Annotated in this window: 21 protein-coding genes and 3 tRNA genes; 10 read left to right on the top strand and 14 right to left on the bottom strand. The window is 61.1% G+C overall.

The annotated features are described in order from the left end of the window. Positions 1-13 precede the first annotated feature (13 nt). From VQ067_RS25010 to VQ067_RS24990, 5 genes are all read right to left on the bottom strand, one after another. On the bottom strand, positions 14-619 hold the full coding sequence (locus tag VQ067_RS25010; protein WP_003116263.1) for a pilus assembly PilX family protein: 606 nt from the start codon (positions 617-619) through the stop codon (positions 14-16). Next, positions 616-1,431, bottom strand: a complete 816-nt coding sequence (locus VQ067_RS25005; protein ID WP_016254061.1) for a PilW family protein — start codon at positions 1,429-1,431, stop codon at positions 616-618. The genes VQ067_RS25010 and VQ067_RS25005 overlap by 4 nt, the downstream gene beginning before the upstream one ends. Positions 1,432-1,439: 8 nt before the next feature. Beyond that, positions 1,440-1,964, bottom strand: a complete 525-nt coding sequence (gene pilV, locus VQ067_RS25000) for a type IV pilus modification protein PilV (protein ID WP_003116261.1) — start codon at positions 1,962-1,964, stop codon at positions 1,440-1,442. Positions 1,965-1,973: 9 nt separating this feature from the next. Then, the gene (locus VQ067_RS24995) at positions 1,974-2,462 is read right to left on the bottom strand and encodes a GspH/FimT family pseudopilin (protein ID WP_003141552.1); all 489 of its coding nucleotides are present in this window, start codon (positions 2,460-2,462) and stop codon (positions 1,974-1,976) included. A 122-nt stretch (positions 2,463-2,584) separates the two neighbouring features. Continuing rightward, positions 2,585-3,085, bottom strand: a complete 501-nt coding sequence (locus VQ067_RS24990) for a GspH/FimT family pseudopilin (protein WP_016562346.1) — start codon at positions 3,083-3,085, stop codon at positions 2,585-2,587. A 139-nt stretch (positions 3,086-3,224) separates the two neighbouring features. Between VQ067_RS24990 and thiO the strand changes: the two genes are divergently transcribed. Further along, positions 3,225-4,319 carry a glycine oxidase ThiO gene (gene thiO / locus VQ067_RS24985; protein WP_033991130.1) on the top strand — a complete coding sequence of 365 codons (1,095 nt, stop codon included), beginning with the start codon at positions 3,225-3,227 and terminating at the stop codon, positions 4,317-4,319. Positions 4,320-4,364: 45 nt separating this feature from the next. Here the strand turns inward: thiO and pilR are convergent, their stop codons facing one another. The 4 genes from pilR to VQ067_RS24965 all read right to left on the bottom strand — a co-directional run bounded on the left by pilR (position 4,365) and on the right by VQ067_RS24965 (position 8,726). After that, positions 4,365-5,702, bottom strand: a complete 1,338-nt coding sequence (gene pilR, locus VQ067_RS24980) for a two-component system response regulator PilR (protein WP_003110427.1) — start codon at positions 5,700-5,702, stop codon at positions 4,365-4,367. Positions 5,703-5,716: 14 nt separating this feature from the next. Beyond that, positions 5,717-7,309: a two-component system sensor histidine kinase PilS gene (gene pilS / locus VQ067_RS24975; RefSeq protein ID WP_003110428.1), complete on the bottom strand. Its 1,593-nt coding sequence runs from the start codon at positions 7,307-7,309 to the stop codon at positions 5,717-5,719. Then, positions 7,299-7,544: a PP0621 family protein gene (locus VQ067_RS24970; RefSeq protein WP_009316269.1), complete on the bottom strand. Its 246-nt coding sequence runs from the start codon at positions 7,542-7,544 to the stop codon at positions 7,299-7,301. Before VQ067_RS24970 ends, pilS begins: the two co-directional genes overlap by 11 nt. A 156-nt stretch (positions 7,545-7,700) precedes the next feature. Then, a complete protein-coding gene (locus VQ067_RS24965) occupies positions 7,701-8,726 on the bottom strand; it encodes an outer membrane protein assembly factor BamD (protein ID WP_003102590.1) in 1,026 nt (341 codons plus the stop codon). Between the two features lie 144 nt (positions 8,727-8,870). On the opposite strand from VQ067_RS24965, the gene rluD reads away from it, so the two are divergent. From rluD to VQ067_RS24935, 6 genes are all read left to right on the top strand, one after another. Then, positions 8,871-9,833: a 23S rRNA pseudouridine(1911/1915/1917) synthase RluD gene (gene rluD / locus VQ067_RS24960; protein ID WP_003094686.1), complete on the top strand. Its 963-nt coding sequence runs from the start codon at positions 8,871-8,873 to the stop codon at positions 9,831-9,833. Further along, positions 9,830-10,558, top strand: a complete 729-nt coding sequence (gene pgeF / locus VQ067_RS24955) for a peptidoglycan editing factor PgeF (RefSeq protein WP_033991129.1) — start codon at positions 9,830-9,832, stop codon at positions 10,556-10,558. The genes rluD and pgeF overlap by 4 nt, the downstream gene beginning before the upstream one ends. 155 nt (positions 10,559-10,713) lie before the next feature. Next, positions 10,714-13,278, top strand: a complete 2,565-nt coding sequence (gene clpB, locus VQ067_RS24950; RefSeq protein ID WP_003094682.1) for an ATP-dependent chaperone ClpB — start codon at positions 10,714-10,716, stop codon at positions 13,276-13,278. A gap of 234 nt (positions 13,279-13,512) precedes the next feature. Further along, positions 13,513-13,588: transfer RNA gene (locus VQ067_RS24945), tRNA-Asn, on the top strand. Positions 13,589-13,597: 9 nt separating this feature from the next. Next, positions 13,598-13,674: transfer RNA gene (locus VQ067_RS24940), tRNA-Pro, on the top strand. Between the two features lie 10 nt (positions 13,675-13,684). Continuing rightward, positions 13,685-13,760, top strand: a tRNA-Lys gene (locus tag VQ067_RS24935). 336 nt (positions 13,761-14,096) lie between these two features. Here VQ067_RS24935 and VQ067_RS24930 read toward each other — a convergent pair. From VQ067_RS24930 to VQ067_RS24920, 3 genes are all read right to left on the bottom strand, one after another. Next, positions 14,097-15,398, bottom strand: a complete 1,302-nt coding sequence (locus tag VQ067_RS24930) for a site-specific integrase (protein WP_003454526.1) — start codon at positions 15,396-15,398, stop codon at positions 14,097-14,099. Continuing rightward, entirely contained in the window at positions 15,395-17,317 is a 1,923-nt protein-coding gene (mobH, locus tag VQ067_RS24925) for a MobH family relaxase (protein WP_022580137.1), read from the bottom strand. Before mobH ends, VQ067_RS24930 begins: the two co-directional genes overlap by 4 nt. A gap of 159 nt (positions 17,318-17,476) precedes the next feature. Further along, the gene (locus VQ067_RS24920; protein ID WP_003119430.1) at positions 17,477-18,727 is read right to left on the bottom strand and encodes an IS256 family transposase; all 1,251 of its coding nucleotides are present in this window, start codon (positions 18,725-18,727) and stop codon (positions 17,477-17,479) included. Between the two features lie 383 nt (positions 18,728-19,110). On the opposite strand from VQ067_RS24920, the gene VQ067_RS24915 reads away from it, so the two are divergent. After that, on the top strand, positions 19,111-19,350 hold the full coding sequence (locus tag VQ067_RS24915; protein ID WP_010792230.1) for a hypothetical protein: 240 nt from the start codon (positions 19,111-19,113) through the stop codon (positions 19,348-19,350). Between the two features lie 25 nt (positions 19,351-19,375). Continuing rightward, positions 19,376-20,290, top strand: a complete 915-nt coding sequence (locus VQ067_RS24910) for a hypothetical protein (protein ID WP_003119431.1) — start codon at positions 19,376-19,378, stop codon at positions 20,288-20,290. Positions 20,291-20,316: 26 nt separating this feature from the next. Here VQ067_RS24910 and VQ067_RS24905 read toward each other — a convergent pair whose 3' ends face one another. Both VQ067_RS24905 and VQ067_RS24900 read right to left on the bottom strand, forming a co-directional pair. Beyond that, positions 20,317-20,670, bottom strand: coding sequence for a type II toxin-antitoxin system RelE/ParE family toxin (locus VQ067_RS24905; RefSeq protein ID WP_050153191.1), 354 nt, complete (start codon positions 20,668-20,670; stop codon positions 20,317-20,319). Between the two features lie 3 nt (positions 20,671-20,673). Beyond that, positions 20,674-20,946, bottom strand: a complete 273-nt coding sequence (locus VQ067_RS24900; protein ID WP_003086148.1) for a type II toxin-antitoxin system ParD family antitoxin — start codon at positions 20,944-20,946, stop codon at positions 20,674-20,676. Positions 20,947-21,064: 118 nt separating this feature from the next. On the opposite strand from VQ067_RS24900, the gene VQ067_RS24895 reads away from it, so the two are divergent. Continuing rightward, entirely contained in the window at positions 21,065-21,418 is a 354-nt protein-coding gene (locus VQ067_RS24895) for a hypothetical protein (RefSeq protein WP_071548991.1), read from the top strand. The last annotated feature ends 3 nt before the right edge of the window (positions 21,419-21,421 follow it).

Here is a 21,421-nt window from a genome sequence, read left to right as displayed (position 1 = left end):
GCGCTGGCTCCAGTCAGTTGGTATACAGGCGTGCATGAACGGCCTGTAGAACAGTCTCTCCGCCCGCCTTGTTGAGGGCGCGGCTGTTGGTTTCGTAGTAGAACGTGCCGACCCCGCGCATCATGTTGCCGTACTCGGGATTTTCCGCTTCGTTGTTCTGTTCGCCAGCGGGCACCGTGATGGTCTGCCAGGTGACTGCGCGGTCTTTGTCGATCTGCGTAGGGTTATTCAGATCGCTGCCTCGGTAGGGCATCCAGACACGTGAATTGGCGTTATCTGTCTTGCCGTTCAGGGCTGCCACCGGATTGTTGTGCACGTCATCTCGGGGTACGGAGAGGGCACTCAGGTTCAGTATGCAAGGCCGTTTGACATTGCTATCGGCGCATCCGCTGCCGACCTCTGGGGGCTTGATGGTATTGAAAAAGCGTCGTTCACCTTCGCGTAGCCCAGCTTCGCCCGCATTGCGCAGGCGCTTCTGTTCGATGAGATTGCCGGTGATACGGCTTTCCAGTGACACCTCGCGCATGTTGGAAACGGCGAGGAGCGTGATCATCAACAAGATAACCAGCGAGATCAACAACGTGGATCCCTGCTGTCGAGAGGTATGGCGCAGGGTCATGGCATGAGATTCCTGATGGTTTGGTTACCACGCGCTATTTGGTAAATCTGGCCTTTGTCTGCGGCCTCGATGGCGCTTTTGCTCTCGGGATAAAGGACGATCCAGCGATCGCGTGCCTGGCTATCATCTCCTGTGCGCAGGCTTGTATTGTCGCTGCCTGCCAGGATTGAGAAGCGCAATGCTCGGATAGGACGACCGGCGACATCCTGTAGTGCGACGAAGCTGGATACTTTGCGTTCGCTACGATCTGCTGGCCCGACCCCCGCTTCCAAGCGGAAGTCTGTGAGACCACTGACCAATTCTCCCGATTTCGACTGGGCGATATCGGGACGACTGCAACTCAGGGTACCGGCGCTCGGTAGGTAGACCAGGCGAACGACGACAGGGGGAGTATTTGTGAAGGGCTTTTCCGGAACTCCGGTAATTTCATTACCGAGGCAATCATGCTCCCCTTTGTAGGCGGGTTGATAGCGCAAGCAGACACCGTACTCACCCGCCTTGAGGGCAGTTGCCGCAGCGATAGTCTCGCCAGCCACAAATGCACGACAGCCATTGAATGTCGCGGATTTGAAAGCATTCTCCATGTTGTCGTCGTGAAGGCGACGATAGGCTGTCTTATCCAGTTGTTGCTGCAGCAGCATAAGAACGAAGCGGCTATTTTCCTGGTTGCCGGCCTGGCCTTGCTGGAAAAGATAGTTGCGTTTGTTGTCGATGTAGATCTGGCTGATCCCCAGGATCAGGAAGCTGCTTATAGCGAGTGCCACGAGCAGTTCTACCATCGATAGGCCTTTCTGCATTTTGCTGAAGAGCATGCTTGTTCTCACAATTCGGAGCGGACGCTGTAGGTGCACAAGGTGGAGTCAGAGGCGTTGAAACACGCTCCATCCATGGCTCGCCAGGCAACCTGGATTTCGATGGCCGAGCCTTTGGTGTTGTCGCAGGTACCCGGGGTTGGGCTGCGACAAATGTAGAATTGGCTATTCAAGAGTGCGGAGGCTCCCGGCAAGTCTTTCGAGGCCTGTTGGGCCCAGCAGCCGAGACGTTCCTTAGCATCTGCTGGCAATGGCGCGCAGCGCGCTGGGGCTGCGGGAAAGTCGCTGCCCTTGGCCTTGTAGTAGACCGAGTCTTCGCGTAGTTGGGCGCGTAGATTGAGTACGGCATCTGGGTCCGCACGCATTATTTCCATCAGGTCGCTAGCAAGCATTGCTGCGGCATTGCGTTGTACCGACTCCTGCGTGTACTGGATCGTGCGCCCTTGCATGGCAACCATGCCCAGTACGCCAATGCTGATCAGCACCAGAGCAACCAGTACTTCGATCATGCTGAAACCCGTTTCTCGAGACATGGGCTTTCCTCAGTTACAGCTGTCCGGTTGCTTTGAAGATGGGTACAGGATCACGCGTCCACTGGGCTGAACGGTAAGCAGACGTCCTGTACTTTTGTCACCGGCGAAGCAGACCTTTATGTCAATGTTTGCAGCCTGGTTGCTAAGTGTGCCGGTAGCGTTGAAGGTCAGCTCCGCAGTCGCACTGCTGGCGGATAGCGAGACCTGCTGGAAACCTTGGTGCTTTTGCACGGTGGTCGCGCCGCTGATGATTTCCAGGCCTTTTGCCCAGTCATTGTTCTGCGTCGCCCTGATGCTCACATTGGCATGACGGTTTACAGCTTCGCTGCGAGCGTACTGAAGCAGGCTGTAGAGTTCCTCGCTGGCAGTCTGGATTCGGTTGCGCTCGATCAAGGCGTTGAAACTGGGTACGGCAATGCTGGCGAATATGGCGACCAGAACCAACACCATCATCAACTCGATCAGGGAAAAGCCGGCGCTGCGACAAATAGAGCGCATGCAGTACTCCACAAGGAAAAGGGCCAGATAATCTTGCCTAGTGGAGAGCGCATTGTCCCTGTAGCAGAGACAGCCGGAGCGGAGAGTGGGATGACTGGCAAACGGTATGTGAAACAGTTCTCTCACCGCCTGGAGCACAGGTAAGAGAGCTTTTTATTTTCGCTCTTTCCCGCCACCCTGAGGCGGCCTTGCCGATTGAGCACCAATTGCCACTCGATGCGATCGTCCTTACATTCGAAGAAACGCCCGTTACCTGTAGGGCTGGTGCCATTAGGCAGGTAGCGCAGTCGCTTGTCGAAGCCCCGCCAATGAATATCGGTGCGACTCGTATTTTCATGCCGGGCCAGTATCTGTTGGCTCCTGTCGTTACGGCTGAACCAGCCGAGATGCCATTCCTCGCTGCAGGTACTGCCGTCACCGCTACCGCAGACCTCGATGATCACGCCGTTCTGTATGCTGCTAGCCCGCGCAGCCATCAGATGACTAGTCAGGCTGTCACGAGTAGCACGGCTAATGTCCCGCTTCACTCTGTCGTGGAGGGTGGGCAGCGCAATTGTCAGGCCTATCGCAAGGATCAATAGGACTATCGATAGTTCGACCAAGTTGAAGCCGCTCGATTTCATGGGATGAATACCTCTGCGGGTATGATGGGCTTTTCACCGGGACAGATTCGACTAAGTTCGTTGAAGCAGGCAATTCGTCAGCATCTGATCCCTTTGAGTGATATTTCTCTGTTCCTGGCAAATCGGTAGGAGCCCTGTGGTGAGTAGAGATGTAGTAGTGGTAGGCGCTGGTGTCATCGGCCTGTTGACCGCCCGGGAGCTGGCGCTCGCCGGACTGCGGGTGACCCTGGTGGAGCGGGGCGAGAGTGGGCGTGAGGCATCCTGGGCGGGGGGCGGGATCGTCTCGCCGCTCTATCCGTGGCGCTACAGCCCGGCGGTGACCGCCCTGGCGCACTGGTCGCAGGACTTCTACCCGGCCCTGGGGCAGCGTTTGCTCGACGAGACTGGGCTCGATCCCGAGGTCCATACCGTTGGCCTGTACTGGCTGGACCTGGACGACCAGATCGAGGCACTGCAGTGGGCACGCAACCACACCCGGCCGTTGAAGGAAGTGCCGATCGAGGAGGCCTACGCGGCGGTGCCCGGGCTGGGCGCGGGCTTCCAGCGGGCGGTCTACATGTCGGGCGTGGCCAATGTGCGCAATCCTCGCCTGGCGCGCTCATTGCGGGCATCCCTGCAACAATTCGCCAATCTCGAGTTGCATGAACAGACGGAGGTGCGCGGCTGGTTGCGCGACGGCGATCGAGTGGTCGGCGTGGCGACCTCGCGTGGCGAGATCCGTGGCGACAAGGTGCTGCTGGCGGCGGGCGCCTGGAGCGGCGAGTTGTTGAAGCCGCTTGGCCTGGAACTGCCCGTGGTACCGGTGAAAGGGCAGATGATCCTCTACAAGTGCGCGGCGGATTTCCTGCCGCGCATGGTGCTGGCCAAGGGGCGCTACGCGATTCCGCGGCGCGACGGCCACATCCTGATCGGCAGCACCTTGGAACATTCGGGCTTCGACAAGACGCCGACCGACGAGGCGCTGGAAAGCCTCAGGGCGTCTGCGGCAGAACTGTTGCCGGAACTGGCGGACATGCAGCCGGTGGCCCACTGGGCAGGGTTGCGCCCGGGCTCTCCCGAAGGTATCCCCTATATCGGTCCGGTGCCTGGCTTCGACGGGCTCTGGCTGAATACCGGGCACTACCGCAACGGGCTGGTCCTGGCGCCGGCGTCGTGCCGTCTGCTGGCGGATCTCATGAGCGGGCGGGAACCGATCATCGACCCGGCCCCCTACGCCCCGGCTGGTCGCCTCTGAGGAGCGAAAACCAAAAGGCCTGTCTTCGGACAGGCCTTTTCACTTTCAGTCGATGCCCAGCTTTTTCAGGCGGTAGCGCATCGAGCGGAACGTCAGGCCCAGGCGCTGGGCCGCGGCGGTGCGGTTCCAGCGGGTCTCCTCGAGTGCCTGCATGATCAGCTTGCGCTCGATATCTTCCAGGTAGTCCTCGAGGTTGTCGATTTCGCTCAGGCTCGCCGCGCCTTCCTGGCTGGCACCCGGCGCATCGGCCAGGCGCAGGTCGTGAGGCTGGATCTGGTCGTCTTCGCACAGGGTATAGGCGCGCTCCAGCATGTTTTCCAGCTCGCGGACGTTGCCCGGGAAGCGGTAGTTCTTCAGCTTCTCCTGTGCGTCGCCGGTCAGCCTGGCGGCCGGCAGGCCGGTGTCGCCGGCCAGGCGCTTGAGGATGCGATCGGCGAGCAGCGGGATGTCCTCGCGGCGTTCGCGCAGCGGTGGTACGCGCAGCTCGATGACGTTGAGGCGGTAGTAGAGGTCCTGGCGGAAGCGCCCGGCGCCGACTTCGGCGGCGAGGTCCTTGTGGGTGGCGCAGAGGATGCGCACGTCGACGGCGACCTCCTGCTGGCCGCCGACCGCGCGCACGGCCTTTTCCTGGATCGCCCGGAGCAGTTTGACCTGCATGGCCATCGGCAGGTCGGCGACTTCGTCGAGGAACAGGGTGCCGCCGCTGGCGGCCTGGAACAGGCCCTGCTTGTCTTCGATAGCGCCAGTGAAGCTGCCTTTCTTGTGGCCGAAGAACTCGCTTTCCATCAGCTCGGAGGGAATCGCGCCGCAGTTCACCGGCACGAACGGCCGCTCGATACGTGGGCCCTGCTCGTGGATCAGGCGCGCCACCAGTTCCTTGCCGCTGCCGGACTCGCCACTGATGTAGACCGGCGCCTGGCTGCGCGCCAGCTTGCCGATCTGGTTGCGCAGGGCGCGCATCGGCGGCGACTCGCCGAGCAGGCGGTTGTCCACCGGCGCTTCCTCGGCTTCCGGGTTGCGCAAGCGCAGGGCGGTTGCCACCAGCTCCCGCAAGCGACCGAGGTCGACCGGTTTGGTGAGGAAGTCGAAGGCACCGGCCTTGAGCGCCTGGATCGCGGTGTCCAGGCTGCCGTACGCGGTGATCATGGCCACCGGGGTCTGTGGATGGCGCTGCTGGATGTACTGGACCAGATCGAGGCCGCTGCCGTCCGGCAGGCGCATGTCGGTGAGGCACAGGTCGAACGGCTCGCGGGCCAGCAACTCGCGGGCTTCCTTGACGTTGCGGGCGCTGCGGGTGTCCAGCTTCATGCGGCCGAGAGTGATTTCCAGCAGTTCGCGGATATCCGGTTCATCGTCGACGATCAGGGCTTTTTGTCGGCTCATGCGTGCGGCTTCCGTCAGCTGAGTTTGCGCGGGTGGGCGAAGGTGATGCGGAAGCAGCCGCCGCCTTCCTCGCGATTGCGGTAGTCGATCCGTGCCTGGTTGCTCTCGCAGAGTTCGCGGGAGAGATAGAGGCCCAGGCCGGTGCCTTTGCTTTCTGTAGTAAAGAAGGGTTCGAACAGGTTGTTCAGTTTGTCCGCCGGTACGCCGGGACCGTCGTCGATGACTTCCAGCACCGGCAGGTCGCTCTCCGGGTCGCGCGCGAGGCTCAGCCAGACCTGGCCGCGCCCGTGCGCCTGGGCGCTGTAGCGAAGACCGTTCTGCACCAGGTTGCTCAGCACCTGGTTCAACTGGTGTGGGTCCATGCGGGTCTGGATGTCGCCGGCACCGAGCTGCAGGTGCAGTTCGCTGTCGTTGCGCAGCCTGCCGGGATATTCGTCGACGAACCGCTGAAGCCACTCCTTCAGGTCGAGCTGCTGCGGTTCGGCCTGGCGGCGACGGGAGAGCTGCAGGACGTTCTCGATGACCAGGTTCATCCGCTTCGACTGGTCCTGGATGATCTGCGTCAGCCGTCGGTCCGGGGCATCCAGTTCCTCTGACTCCTGCAGCAGTTGGGCGGCGTGGCTGATCGCGCCCAGCGGGTTGCGGATCTCATGGGCGATGCCGGCGGTCAGGCGGCCGAGACCGGCCAGCTTCATCTGCTGCGCCTGCTGGGCGATCTGCGAAATGTCTTCGAGGAAGATCAGCACGTGCTGGTCGTCTTCGCGGTTGAGGCTGATAAAGCTGGGTTGCACCGTCGGGCCGTCCGGCACCACCTTGAGCGTCGGCGGACGGAGGCTGGGATTCAGGCGCCATTGCTTCATGCAGTGCATCAGCATCGGGCTGTGGCGGCCGAGGCTGGCGCCCTGCACGTCGTCCTGCCTGAGCAGGCCGAGGGCGGCCTGGTTGGCGAGGAGGATGGCCTGACGGCTATCGACCACGAGGATGCCGGTGCGCATGCGCTGCAGGATCAATGCGTTGAGTTCCTCCAGGTTGGCGACCGTCTCGGCGCGTTCTTCGGCCAGCGTTTCGGTCTGCTCCTGGCGCCGCACCAGAGCCTGGATCACCAGCGCGGCGGCGAAGCACAGGGTGCCGAGGCCGCCGGCCTGGACGTAGTGGTTGGTGGCGTCCGGACTGCTCAGGCTGAGGAAGAAGGTCAGGTAGAGCAGGCCGAGGCTGGCCGCCGCCGCGATGACCAGGCCGATGCGCCCGCGCAGCAGGATGTTGGCAATGGCCACCGCCACCACCAGCAGGCTGCCGATGCCGCTGGGTACGCCGCCACCTGCGTAGAACAGGCCGCAAAGCATCAGCACGTCGGTGAGCGCGAGGATGAAGATCGGCAGCAATTGCCGCGACGGTGGCAGGAACAGCGCGACCAGGATGTTGAAGACCAGGTAGCACCAACTGCCGACATGGAACAGTTCAGGGTGGACGAGCTTGAGGACCTGATCTTCCAGTTCGCTGGAGATCAGCAGGACCAGTACCAGGCCGATGGTCAGGCGGTACAGGTGGTACAGACGGAGGATGCGTTGCCCCTGCTCCTCGCTCAGCCGTAGCCGTTCAGCGCGCACGGTCGCCCTGGTCCTGGCGCAGGTGCGCCTGGCTGCAATACCAGCGTTGTTCGTGGGCGAGGGCGTTGGTCTGCGGCACGTGGACGCCGCAATGGGCGCAGCGGACCATCGGCGATGCGCTCGGCTCGTCCTGCGGACGTTGCTGCTGGCGCGGAGTGGGACGGGTAAAGCGACGCCAGAGCCAGAACGCGATGGCGATCAGGGCGATCCAGAACAGGAGGCGGAAAAGGCCCATGGTGATCTCGGAGGCTGGAGAAAGCTGCAGTTTAGCCAAGCCGCCGGCTCGATCCCAGCCGGGAAGGTCCAGGCTGTGCGGCGTTTGGCGCTGGGAGAGGCATGGCGGCGGGCAAAAAGAAGGGAGGCCTGCGCCTCCCTTCGGTGTTTCGTGCGATCAGTCGAAGAGACCGAAGGTCATGTAGCTCCACCAGGAGCGGCCGGAGTCTTCGTCGTCATCGCTCTCCGGCTTCTCGTCGTCGGCGCTGTGATCCTGGTTTTCCGGCTTCAGTTCGGCGGGGATCTCCCGCTCGGCATCCTCGTACTGCTTGATCACGTCCTTGGCGGCCTGGGTTTCCATATGCGGCGGCGGCTCGCCGCCCTCGATCAGGCCCAGGGTGGCCTTGGCCAGCCAGGAGCGGGTGTCGGCCTCGCTTTCGCGGGCGACGAACTCGCCATCCTTGAGGCTGGCGTTATCCGGATAGTTGAGCTTGAGGGTTTCCAGGCTGGTGCTGGCCAGGTCGTCGAGACCCAGGCGACGGTAGGCTTCGACCATGATCGCCAGGCCATCGCCGACGGCCGGGGTTTCCTGGAAGTTCTCCACCACGTAGCGACCGCGGTTGGCGGCGGCGACATAGGCCTGGCGCTTCAGGTAGTAGTGGCCGACGTGCACTTCGTAGGCCGCCAGCAGGTTGCGCAGGTACACCATGCGCGCCTTGGCGTCCGGGGCGTAGCGGCTGTTGGGGAAGCGGCTGGTGAGCTGGGCGAACTCGTTGAAGGAGTCGCGGGCGGCGCCCGGGTCGCGCTTGGTCATGTCCAGCGGCAGGAAGCGCGCCAGCAGGCCGCGGTCCTGGTCGAAGGAGGACAGGCCCTTGAGGTAGTAGGCGTAGTCGACGTTGGGGTGCTGCGGATGCAGGCGGATGAAGCGTTCGGCGGCGGCGCGGGCGGCTTCGGGCTCCATGTTCTTGTAGTTGGCGTAGATCAGCTCGAGCTGGGCCTGCTCGGCGTAGCGGCCGAAGGGATAGCGCGATTCGAGGGCTTTCAGCTTGGTGACGGCGCTGTTGTAGCTCTTGTTGTTGAGGTCGTCCTGCGCCTGCTGGTACAGCTGGCTCTCGCTCAGGTTCTCGTCGACAGTCTCCTTGTTCGAGGAGCAGGCTGCGGTGAGGGCGAGGATGGCGATCAGCAGCAGGTGTTTCACTTGCATGGCGGCTTGCGTCCCTGGGACGGTCGGCTTGGCCTCAACCGTCTGTTATGATTGGCGCCCCAGGCACCCCTGGGACAAAGACCCCGTATTTAACCACAGCGCGTAGCCGATTCCAAAAGCCGCGCTGAGCATCGTCTCCTACTCATGTCCGATATGATTCAACGCGCGGCCGAGGTGCCGTTCGAGCTGGGTGGCCAGCGTCTCGACCAGATCGCCGCCCAGCTTTTTCCCGAACACTCCCGCTCCCGTCTGGCCGGCTGGATCAAGGACGGTCGCCTGACCGTCGACGGCGCCGTGCTGCGCCCGCGCGACATCGTCCACAGCGGCGCGCAACTGGTCCTGGAGGCCGAGCAGGAAGCCCAGGGCGAGTGGCTCGCACAGGACATCGAGCTGGAAATCGTCTACGAGGACGAGCACATCCTGGTGATCGACAAGCCCGCCGGCCTGGTGGTCCATCCGGCTGCCGGCCATCAGGACGGCACCCTGCTGAATGCCTTGCTCTACCATGTCCCGGACATCGCCAATGTGCCGCGCGCCGGGATCGTCCACCGCCTGGACAAGGACACGACCGGCCTGATGGTAGTGGCCAAGACGCTGGAGGCCCACACCAAGCTGGTGGCGCAACTGCAGGCACGGTCGGTCAGCCGCATCTACGAGGCGATCGTGATCGGCGTGATCACCTCCGGCGGCACCATCGATGCGCCGATCGGACGGCATGGCGTGCAGCGGCAGAAGATGGCGGTGGTCGACGCCGGCAAGGTGGCGGTCAGCCATTACCGCGTGCTGGAACGCTTCCGTGCGCACACCCATACCCGGGTCAAGCTGGAGACCGGGCGTACCCACCAGATCCGCGTGCACATGAGCCATATTGGCTATCCCCTGGTCGGCGATCCGGTCTACGGTGGGCGCTTCAGGATTCCCCCGGTGGCCAGCCAGACCCTGGTCCAGACTCTTCGCGAATTCCCCCGGCAGGCGCTGCACGCGCGCTTCCTCGAACTGGATCACCCGGCCACCGGCGTGCGCATGAAGTGGGAGTCGCCGCTGCCGGAAGACTTCCTCTGGCTGCTCAGCCTGTTGCGCCAGGATCGCGAGGCGTTCGTCGGATGAACGCCTGGCTGACCCCCGACTGGCCGGCGCCGGCCCGTGTGCGGGCCTGCGTGACCACGCGCAGTGGCGGGGTCAGCCAGGCACCCTTCGACAGTCTGAACCTTGGCGCCCACGTCGACGACGATCCGCGCGCCGTGGAAGAAAACCGCCGACGCCTGACCGAGCGTCGGGAATGCCGGCCGAGCTGGTTGGAACAGGTGCACGGAGTGACGGTGGTGGAGGCCGACCCGAACCGGGTGCTCAGGGCCGACGCCAGCTGGAGCGCGACGCCGGGCGTCGCCTGTACGATCATGACCGCCGACTGCCTGCCGGCGTTGTTCTGCGACCGCTCGGGCACCCGCGTGGCCGCGGCCCATGCCGGCTGGCGCGGGCTGGCGGCGGGCGTGCTGGAGGCGACGGTGGACAGCCTGGGCGTGCCCGGCGACGAACTGCTGGTCTGGCTGGGGCCGGCGATCGGCCCGCAGGCCTTCGAGGTCGGCGGCGAGGTCCGCGATGCATTCGTCGCTGCGCACGCCGAGGCGCGCTCGGCTTTCGTACCTAGCGCCAATCCGGGCCGCTTCATGGCCGACATCTACCGACTCGCGCGGATCCGCCTGGGCGCCCATGGCGTCACCGCCGTGCATGGCGGCGGCTTCTGCACCTTCAGCGATACCGCGCGCTTCTATTCCTACCGCCGCTCGTCGCGTACCGGCCGTTTTGCCAGCCTGGTCTGGCTCCAGGACTAGGCCCGCGCAGGTTATCCGGTGGCAACTGACCGATGTCACGGTCCGGTCGCTTGAACCGCGGAAAATCGCCCTTATCTACTGAGTCATCTCGGCGGGCTTTTCTTCATCAGGGACACCCATCGTTCCGGCCCGCTCTATAGAAGGAAGGACGACCCATGCGAATAGACCGTTTGACCAGCAAGCTGCAACTGGCGCTCTCCGACGCCCAGTCCCTGGCCGTTGGCCATGACCATCCGGCCATCGAGCCGGTGCACCTGCTTTCCGCCCTGCTCGAGCAGCAAGGCGGTTCGATCAAGCCCCTGCTGATGCAGGTCGGCTTCGATATCGCCGCCCTGCGCAGCGGCCTCAACAAAGAACTCGACGCGCTGCCGAAGATCCAGAGCCCGACCGGCGACGTGAACCTGTCCCAGGATCTCGCACGCCTGCTCAACCAGGCTGACCGCCTGGCCCAGCAGAAGGGCGACCAGTTCATCTCCAGCGAGCTGGTATTGCTGGCCGCGATGGACGAGAACACCAGGCTCGGCAAGCTGCTGCTCGGCCAGGGCGTGTCGCGCAAGGCGCTGGAGAATGCCGTGGCCAACCTGCGTGGCGGCGAAGCGGTGAACGACCCGAACGTCGAGGAGTCGCGCCAGGCGCTGGACAAGTACACCGTCGACATGACCAAGCGCGCCGAGGAAGGCAAGCTCGACCCGGTGATCGGTCGCGACGACGAGATCCGCCGGACCATCCAGGTCCTGCAGCGGCGGACCAAGAACAACCCGGTGTTGATCGGCGAACCCGGCGTCGGCAAGACCGCCATCGTCGAGGGCCTGGCCCAGCGCATCATCAACGGCGAAGTGCCGGACGGCCTCAAGGACAAGCGCCTGCTGGCCCTGGACATGGGGGCGCTGATCGCCGGTGCCAAGTTCCGCGGCGAGTTCGAGGAACGCCTGAAGGCGGTCCTGAACGAACTGGGCAAGCAGGAAGGTCGGGTCATCCTGTTCATCGACGAACTGCACACCATGGTCGGCGCCGGCAAGGCGGAAGGCGCCATGGACGCCGGCAACATGCTCAAGCCGGCTCTGGCGCGCGGCGAGCTGCACTGCGTCGGTGCTACTACCCTCGACGAGTATCGCCAGTACATCGAGAAGGATGCTGCGCTGGAGCGCCGCTTCCAGAAGGTGCTGGTGGACGAGCCGAGCGAGGAAGACACCATCGCCATCCTCCGTGGCCTCAAGGAACGCTATGAAGTGCACCACGGGGTGAGCATCACCGACGGCGCGATCATCGCCGCGGCCAAGCTGTCGCACCGCTACATCACCGATCGGCAACTGCCGGACAAGGCCATCGACCTGATCGACGAGGCCGCCAGCCGCATCCGCATGGAGATCGACTCCAAGCCGGAGGAACTGGATCGTCTCGACCGTCGGCTGATCCAGCTGAAGATCGAGCGCGAGGCGCTGAAGAAGGAAGACGACGAAGCCACCAGGAAGCGCCTGGCCAAGCTGGAGGAGGATATCGTCAAGCTCGAGCGCGAATACGCCGACCTCGAGGAGATCTGGAAGTCCGAGAAGGCCGAGGTGCAGGGCTCGGCGCAGATCCAGCAGAAGATCGAGCAGGCCAAGCAGGAGATGGAGGCGGCGCGGCGCAAGGGCGACCTCGAGAGCATGGCGCGCATCCAGTACCAGACCATCCCGGACCTGGAACGCAGCCTGCAGATGGTCGACCAGCACGGCAAGACCGAGAACCAGTTGCTGCGCAACAAGGTGACCGACGAGGAAATCGCCGAAGTGGTTTCCAAGTGGACCGGTATCCCGGTGTCGAAGATGCTCGAGGGCGAGCGCGAGAAGCTGCTGCGCATGGAGCAGGAGCTGCATCGGCGAGTGATCGGCCAGGACGAGGCGGTAGTCGCCGTGTCCAACGCCGTGCGCCGTTCGCGCGCCGGCCTCGCCGATCCGAACCGGCCGAGCGGCTCGTTCCTCTTCCTCGGCCCGACCGGGGTGGGCAAGACCGAGTTGTGCAAGGCGCTGGCCGAGTTCCTCTTCGATACCGAGGAGGCGCTGGTGCGGATAGATATGTCCGAGTTCATGGAGAAACACTCGGTGGCCCGCCTGATCGGCGCGCCTCCGGGCTACGTCGGCTTCGAGGAAGGCGGCTACCTGACCGAGGCGATCCGCCGCAAGCCCTACTCGGTGGTGCTGCTGGACGAGGTGGAGAAGGCCCATCCGGATGTATTCAACATTCTCCTCCAGGTGCTCGAGGACGGACGCCTGACCGACAGTCACGGGCGTACGGTGGACTTCCGCAACACCGTGGTGGTGATGACCTCCAACCTCGGTTCGGCGCAGATCCAGGAGCTGGCCGGCGACCGCGAGGCGCAACGTGCCGCAGTGATGGACGCGGTCAATGCGCACTTCCGTCCGGAATTCATCAACCGGATCGACGAAGTGGTGGTGTTCGAGCCGCTGGCTCGCGAGCAGATCGCCGGCATCGCCGAGATCCAGCTCGGTCGCCTGCGCAAGCGCCTGGCCGAGCGCGAGCTGAGCCTGGAACTGAGCCAGGAGGCGCTGGACAAGCTGATTGCCGTCGGCTTCGACCCGGTCTATGGCGCACGCCCGCTGAAGCGGGCCATCCAGCGCTGGATCGAGAACCCGCTGGCGCAACTGATCCTGGCCGGCAAATTCGCGCCGGGTGCCAGTATCTCGGCGAAGGTGGAAGGCGACGAGATCGTCTTCGCCTGACCTCTTCGGGGGCGGACAGGGAAAGCCCCGCTTCGGCGGGGCTTTTTCATGGGCGTCCGGTAGGCGCGAGAGCGCTGCCGCATGCAGTGGAAGGGCCGTTTTGTCGCTCGTGGAAAAAGAAGAAAAACTTTTTGGATCAGAGGGTTGACATGCCCGCGCGCATCCGTAAAATGGCGCGCCTCTGAGACGCGAATCCAGCAACACCGGAAGCGTCCAGGGTTGGAAGAAAGACGTTCCGCGATAGCTCAGTCGGTAGAGCAAATGACTGTTAATCATTGGGTCCCTGGTTCGAGTCCAGGTCGCGGAGCCAACTTCCAATCGGGGTATAGCGCAGTCCGGTAGCGCGCCTGCTTTGGGAGCAGGATGTCGGGAGTTCGAATCTCTCTACCCCGACCACCTCATACTTGGGTCGTTAGCTCAGTCGGTAGAGCAGTTGGCTTTTAACCAATTGGTCGTAGGTTCGAATCCTACACGACCCACCATTTTCGACGGGGCGAGTTGCATAGGTCTAGGAAGGGGTGTTACGCCGGTTCTTGTCTAGCAGCCGTCTGGGCCGAACATTAGGCCCGCATTGACGTGATGTCAATATGGAATAGCCCGCCTATTTAGGTGGGCTTTTCTGTTTCTAAGGCCCTGAAGCCATGGGATTGGCCCTGAGCTGGCCGCTCATACCTATCTGTAGGCGTAGCAAAGCACCTCCGACGTAATCTGCGATTACAGAGGGTCATGCGGTGATAGCCGCGAGAATTCAGGGCTCTGCGAGTGCGCCGGCGTTGATGTGCAGAGGCCCTCGCTTATTTCAGATTTTCCCTACCGGCCTACCGATCGGCCAACGGGGGGCTTGCTTTCTTTCCGACAACGGTACCCCATCTAGGAGCGCAGTTGCCCTCGGTTGTCGTCAGGCTTGCCTGTCGCAACAGGTGTTGGGCCAGCAGCGCGAACAGCAAGTCCTGTTCGGAGTTGTCCGCTGGTGGGGGTACCGCGTCGGCTCTTCTTTGAGTACAGAAGGGTGGTGAGTTGTAAGCCTGAATCTCCTGATCAGACCCCGTACTCGTCACTTCTGCTGTGGGTACCTGTGTCGACGGACTGCTTCCTCTCTGAGTTGGGCGTGGCAGCGCCGGCCTTGAATGAGCCGCCTTCTGCGGCGATCCACTGTAATCGACCTTTCGGGTCTGTGCCACGGCGCCCTGAGCTAGGCTTCGCTCGTTAAGCACTGCCCGAATCTGATCGTGATCCGTCTCGATATAGCTCATTGTTGTTTGGATGTTGGAGTGGTTGAGTAGATCCTTGGCGACATGGATATTGCGCTCATGCTGCTTCATCAAGTCGGAAGCCAGGGTGTGCCTGAATCGATGGGGCGTCATTCGTACCCCGGTCTTCTCGGTCAACTTTCTGTACATCGCCTCGACTTGGTCGGCATTCATTTCCTTGCGTGCATAGTGGCGTGAGAAACGATTCACATTGAATAGCTGGTCGTGGTGGCTCATGCCTACCTGCTCGGCTTCCTGGAGTAGCCGCCGTATATGGGGGGCTATCCCATCGGTGATGGGGACGGAAAACTCTCGGTGGGTTTTCTCTGTCTCAGCCCGGATCAGGATCATTTTTCTTTTCCAGTCCACATCGCACTTACGAATGCACAGCAGCGCATTCAGACGGATGCCGGTTTCGTAGAATGTCTCGAATACGCACCGCCAGAACCAAACCGGAGTGATTCGTGCGCGTTCCCCCGTGCAGTGCTCGGAGCTATCTAGCACTTTCAGCCAGGAGCGAGCGCTTTGTATGGCATCGAGTGCTACTGTCTTGCTCGGCCGCTTTGGCGGCGTCACTCCGGTTTTCTTGAAAGGATTGATTTGGCTGTGGGTCAGCAGTTCGTACTCAATGGCATATCCCCAAACGGTGCGCAGGTGGCTCGAGTAAGTGTTCCAACTGCGTTTGGATAGCCCCTGCTCCAATACCTTTCGTCTCCATTCCAATACACTCCGATGAGTGATTTCCTGCACGGTGACTGTGCTGCCGAAGTGCTTCATGAGCGCTCTGGTTGCTGCTCGATAGGTCTTCTGGCTGGCCTCTCTGAGGTCGTGTGCGAAGAGATATTCCTCGGTCAATTGAAGTGGGGTCATTCCACACCCCCTTCGGCATCGGTGATGACCGTGAGGCTTGGGTTGTCCAGAGGCTGCACAGGGAACAGCAGTTTGGGATCCTGGAGCAGGTATGCCTTGAGCTCTTTCGTCTTGCGAGGACCAGAAACCTTGATGGTCCAGATGTTCAGGTTCTTATTGGTCTTTCGGTGAAGACCCTGTTTCTCGAACGCGCGTTGCACCAGCTTCCAGCCGGTCGTCTCCTTGGCCTGGGCCAGCTTTTCGAGCTCTGGATGCTCATGGACATAACGCTTGAAGATTCCTGGTGTGACCAGCATGGCGGTCCCGTCGACGGTATGTATCAAGGCTTTGGTGTCGTTGATGAACAGGCGACGGGCCGCGATGCCAGCTTTCATCCAGCCAACGAATCCCTGTCCCAGATCAGTGCTTCTGCTAGGCATAAATACGTCTTCAACTGTTTCAGGAGCGCAATCTGCTGGCTCCGCGGTTCCTAATGGCTGCTGCAGGTTCTCCTCCCCGCGAGTGTTCGTAGGAGAAGCAGCCGGTGAGGCGTGGCTAGTAGTGTCTAGCCCGCTTGGTGGCGAAGTGATATTACCAAGAAGCGCGTATAAGTCGTCCGTTTCTTCCTGATCATCAATTGACGGGTTCGCAATCGCCCGTATCTCCTTTGACGGTTTCGCAACGCTCGGCGAAGGTTGGCGGAGCGTCATCTTGGTTTCTGGTGCTTGCTGCTGTTCAATCGGATCGTTGGGGATTTCGCAGGTCGTTTCCGGCTTTTCAGGGGAGGCGTTGCCCTCTTCAATGACGAGTGATCCGCTGTAGGAATCAGGCCGCTCGGCAGGGTCAGCCCAAATCAAGGCTGGAGCGATCTTGAGGAGCGTGAACTTGTTTCTCCACCCAGCACCATTGTCTATCGTGGCCGTCCAGATGGCCTTGTCTTCGGCGTTCGTCTGAATGACGGCCTGGTCCTGGAGCATGTTGAAGAATGGCGCGTTGGAGGAGGGGACCCCTTCGATTCCCTGAGCCAGCAGGTAGGCTCTCAACTGATCGGCCGCGGGCTTGCTCACCAGCCAGAGTGCGTCCTGAGTCAGCCATCCATCGGACGGGCCGCTAGGTTGATTCAACTTGAACTTGTCCTTCACCAAGAAGCGAAGGCCGTCTGCCAACTGCCGCTGCAGCGACTGCTTCGGTGCAGCCAGCGCTCGATCCGGATTACCTCCCAACTCCTGCGCGACGGAGGCCTGGTCTGCCTTCACGATGATCTCGCCGAGGATCCCGGCGTGCTCGTACTGACCTGCGAACAGGTAGATCAATTGAGCCCACAGCTCTGGAAAGCGACTGAGCCAATCGAGTGCGGTGCGCGGTAGCAGTTGGTGGATGAGGAGTGCTGAGGCAGCGCCGTGGAGCTGGTATTCGCGGGATTTCACGTACTTGAAGCGGTAAGGCTGGTTGATCGGTCCGTTCCAAGGGTGCCATGTGCTGCCGTCCTGCAGCTCAACCTGCAGGTCTACGACGATCTTGCCTATGTCGTGAGCCAGGGCACCATACGCCGCGGCGGCCGACCAGGCTTCAGCCTGGGCTGACTGTGACTCCGGCGCTGCGCCGATCGGGAGCAAATAGGTCTGCCGTACCTTCAGTGCGTAGGCCACGATCTCCAAGCCGTGATCGATCATCCCGCCTGGATGGGCATGGTGATGGTTTTCCGAAGCAGGGAGCTGCTGGACCAGCTCGGCATAGTTGGCCAGTGGCCGCCGGTAGATCTCCTCGAATTGCTGCTTGGATAGCGAGGCGCGCTGCCAGATGTTCTCCAGTAGCTGCCGGCGCCGAGGTGTGCCGAGCAGCTCCATACTGCTCAGAGGAGGGAGGAATCCCCCTGGGGCAGCTTTGGTTAGTTGGCTGGGGGACGGCTTCCTGGAGATCCAGGAAAGGAGTTGAAACATGGGAGGCTCCATGACGATTCATGGAGCGGGCTTTTCCGCCAGATCAGGGCTGGCAACAACGATAAAACAACGGTAGCGGGGTAGGGTATTTTATTGGCAATATGCCAGCTCGGTCTTGTGGGGGGTGTCATAAATTCCGTGTTTAGGGCGGGTAGAGAATTACACGGAAGGGCGACTGAATCGGTCAGCGTAAAGGATAGCGAATTGGTTCATGGCTTGCTTCCAGTCGTGAGCGGATCGGCTCCATTTGGCGGTGATGTTTCGCAGCGCGAGCCAGATCAACTTGGAGGCGGCTTCGTCAGTAGGGAAATGGCCCCGGGTCTTGATGATCTTGCGTAGCTGCGAGTTGACATTCTCGATGGCGTTGGTGGTGTAGATCACCTTGCGGATCTCCGGCGCAAAGGCGAAGAACGGAATCACGCGATCCCAGGCATTGCGCCATGCCGCGCAGACGGTGGGGAACTTCTGACCCCACGGCCCATCGGCAAAGGCGTCAAGCGCGGCCAGGGCCGCTTCAGCACTGACAGCGGTATAGATCGGTCGGATCGCGGCGGCCAGCGCCTTGCGATCCTTCCAGCTCGCGTAATCGAGGCTGTTGCGGATCAGATGGACGATGCAGGTTTGCAGTGTGGTGGCCGGGAACACCGCGGCCAGCGCCTCGGGTATACCCTTCAACCCGTCAGTCACGGCGATCAGGATATCGCCCACGCCCCGGGTCTTCAGGTCGTTGAAGACCTTCATCCAGAACTTGGCGCCTTCGGTGCCTTCAATCCACAAACCCAGGATATCGCGTGTGCCGTCGGGTAGCACGCCCAGGGCCAGATAGACGGCCTTGTTGCGCACGACAGCATCCTCCCTGATCTTGACCCGCAGCGCGTCAAAGAACACGACCGGATACATGGGCTCGAGCGGCCTGGCCTGCCAGGCGGTGACCTCGGCCATAACCTCGTCAGTGACCGAGCTGATGAAGTCCGGCGAGACGTCTGTGCCGTATTGTTCCAGCAGAAAGCCCTGGATTTCGCGCACCGTCATGCCGCGGGCATACATGGCGACGATCTTGTCATCAAAGCCAGTAAAACGGCGCTCATGCTTGGGGATCAGGAGCGGGGCAAAGCTGCCCTCGCGATCTCGGGGCACGTCGATACGGATCGGCCCCTCCTGGGTCAGCACCGTCTTGGCCCCCTTGCCGTTGCGCTGATTACTCATCCGCTCGGGCTTGGCTGTGCCGGCCGGGTAGCCCAGGTGATGGTTCAGCTCACCGGCCAGGGCCCGCTCGATCAGGGCCTTCTTGAAAGCCAGGGACGCCGCATTGATAGCTTCGGCCGTCATCGAGCCGTCACCAAACGACTCCAGCAACTCGGAAGGAATCACAGGCAACGCTGCCGGCTGGGTTCTTGGTTTGCGAGACATAGACACTCCTTGACCTCATGTTATGCCCCAAACACGAAATTACTGACAGGCCCGTCTTGTGCTTTGCCTGGGAGGAACTGGGCCAGGCTTAACCATTGGGCACCTGCTGGTGGATGTTCACCCGTAGCCTTTTCGTGTTCGCCGGCGCGAACGCAGCCCTTTCTGCCTTCCGGCAGGCCCTTTCGGGTAGGGCTTTTACCCTTGTGAACCATTCCCTTCGCCCTTCAAGCCCATTTCACCCTTTGGCCATTTGTGCTCCGGTGTCGACGGAAAAATACTTCATGGGTCAGGTTTGGTTTTTTCGAGGCGCTGCACCCTGTAACCGGGCACCCTCTCGTTGCGGACCTGGCCAATCTGGCCGAGTCAGACAGGAGATGGATACGATGAACCATGACGACATACTGAATAACCGGGCGGAGCTACTCCAAGAGCAAAACGGGGATGACAGCGGGAGCCTGTGCCATGACGAACTCATCTTTGCGCTGCAGGATAAACATCACGTCCTCTCCCTTGGCTTGAGCACCGTTCTTCAGTGCTTGAGAATGGCCGAGCATGAAGGGGCGGTCCCCGAACTTCCCGAGGGCTGGTGGAGCCGGATGGCTAATCGATACAGGCTAAATTGATTATTTTCATGGAGAGCGGTGCGCTATGGATGTCTACAAGTTGAAGCCAGAGGAAACCGATGAGCGACCAATCGAGCGCGAACGTTTCGAAGAAGAAACGCGACGCCAGGAGCCTTGGTTCTCCACCTCTGAAAATGGCACGGAGGGACATTTCGCTGTCTGTCCCGCCTGCGACAATCCAGTACAAATCATAGGCCTTTATCATTTGCCCGCCAATGTGGCTCGTCCCTATGGGCGTCATTACGCTCGTTCGGTTCGAGACCTTGCCGAAGCGGATGAGGAGGCGCGAGAGAACTGCCCTTATTTCAAACCAAGGGTACACCAAAAGACAGAGCGGAAAGCCTCGGTAAACGGCACGCCTCTGAAAATACTAAAAATACTGATCGAGCAGTTCGACAGGGTTATCTACCTGCTGCGGAAAGAACTGGGCGTGAATATCTCTCAAAACTTGGCTATCCGGATGCTGGAACAATACAGAAGGGAGAGAGGATATCTTTATACTGGGGCAACCCTGACCAATATTCCCTGGATATTTGCCTATATGGCTGATTCTCAGAGTCTTTTTGGACAGCTTTTACTCGATGATGACCTTGTCAAGGCAGTCTCCGCTGAAGTGCCGGCAGCCTCAGTTGATAAGTATGGCCGAGTCTCCTCGAAGGTGGATGAGTCAGGGAGAAAGGAGTATTTCGATCTCAATATGTGCTTTGTGAAGCACCGGTTTCGTAAGGACAGCCTTGAGGGTGAGCTGACCGAGGGGATGGAAATGCTGGTTTCCACAGAGCGGAAAGGAAAGGCTATCGATATATATACGAAGTCGATTGTATTTAACCGCCAGTATTTCCAACGTTTGATTGCTTTGCCCGAGGATCATCCACATAGAGACAGCGGTTTGGTCGAGGCGGCGCGTCGGGTGCTGGGTGACTTGCTGCCCGCCGGATGAACCGGAGCTGATATTCAGCTTGGAAGTCATCGGTTGCGAGGCAGGTGTTGATCCAGATCCATGGAGTCGTGAAGCACGCGAACCACCTCGAGCACTTGGTCAGTCGCAACCCGGTAGAAGACGAAGTGCCTGGGCCGAACAACCTTACCGACGTTGGGCATCGAGCGGCAGTAAACGAGGTGGATACTGCGCAGCCCAGCTCCCAGTTCTTCACGGCTGATGCTGCCTACCTGTTGTGGGTCTGACGCAACTGCTTCCAGCGCCGCGCCGATGAGTGCCTGGTAACGTCGGCGCGCGGCATCGCCGAAGCGGTTGTGGGTGAAGCGCAGGATGTCGAAGATGTCCGCCTGAGCATCATGGGAGATGCGGTACTTGGCCATGCTTCAGTGGCTCGCCTGGTTGCCGAGCTCGTCGAGGTATTGGGCCAGGTCGTCGCTGGTGATCTCGTCGTACTCGCCGCGTTCCAGTTGCATCAGCCCACTGGATGTTGCGTTGCGGAGGGCTTCGAGCTTGGCGCTATTCTGGGCTTCCTGTTGCAGCAGCAGGCGCAACCCTGCCCGGATGACTTCGCTGCGGTTTTGATAGCGGCCGGTCTCCACCAGTTCGTTGATATCCTGCTCCAGCGGATCGGGAAGGACGACGTTTCGCGTTGCCATGAGGTACTCCAGTCGGCAGATAGCTAGTGGCATAATATGCCATAAGGCTTGCCAGATCATCTTTTTTGGCGTATAGGTGATAGCAGGATGCCTCCCTCTGGGAGCCAGGAGATTGATGATGAACGCGCACACCAACAAAGGTTTTGCCTCCCGGATCGGTTTTGGTTTGGGTACGCTTGTGCGTTTCTGCCTGCATGATCGTCGGCCTGCAGTGCGGTGGGTCAAGCGGACCTGCCTGGTCGTGGTGCTGTTCGTTATCTTTGCTCAGAACTTTACCTGGCTTGCCAGCGCCTTCATGACCTTATTGTCGTTTGGGTTGATTGGGTGGGTGTTGGTTAAAGGTGACTTTTCGATCTTCCAACAGTTGGAAAAAGATGAAGCCCAAGCAGCTCCATATGGCCGAGATGTTTTCGGTAATGAGTTGGATTGGATGGGGCGACGAGATGATGGAGTTCTTTCTCGTGAAGACTAGTAG

It is taken from the genome of Pseudomonas sp. KBN12P06040, from assembly GCF_037574965.1.
GTDB lineage: Bacteria > Pseudomonadota > Gammaproteobacteria > Pseudomonadales > Pseudomonadaceae > Pseudomonas > Pseudomonas aeruginosa.
The sequence above is the reverse complement of the archived record's forward strand: the minus strand, read 5'-3'. Positions and strand labels throughout refer to the sequence as shown.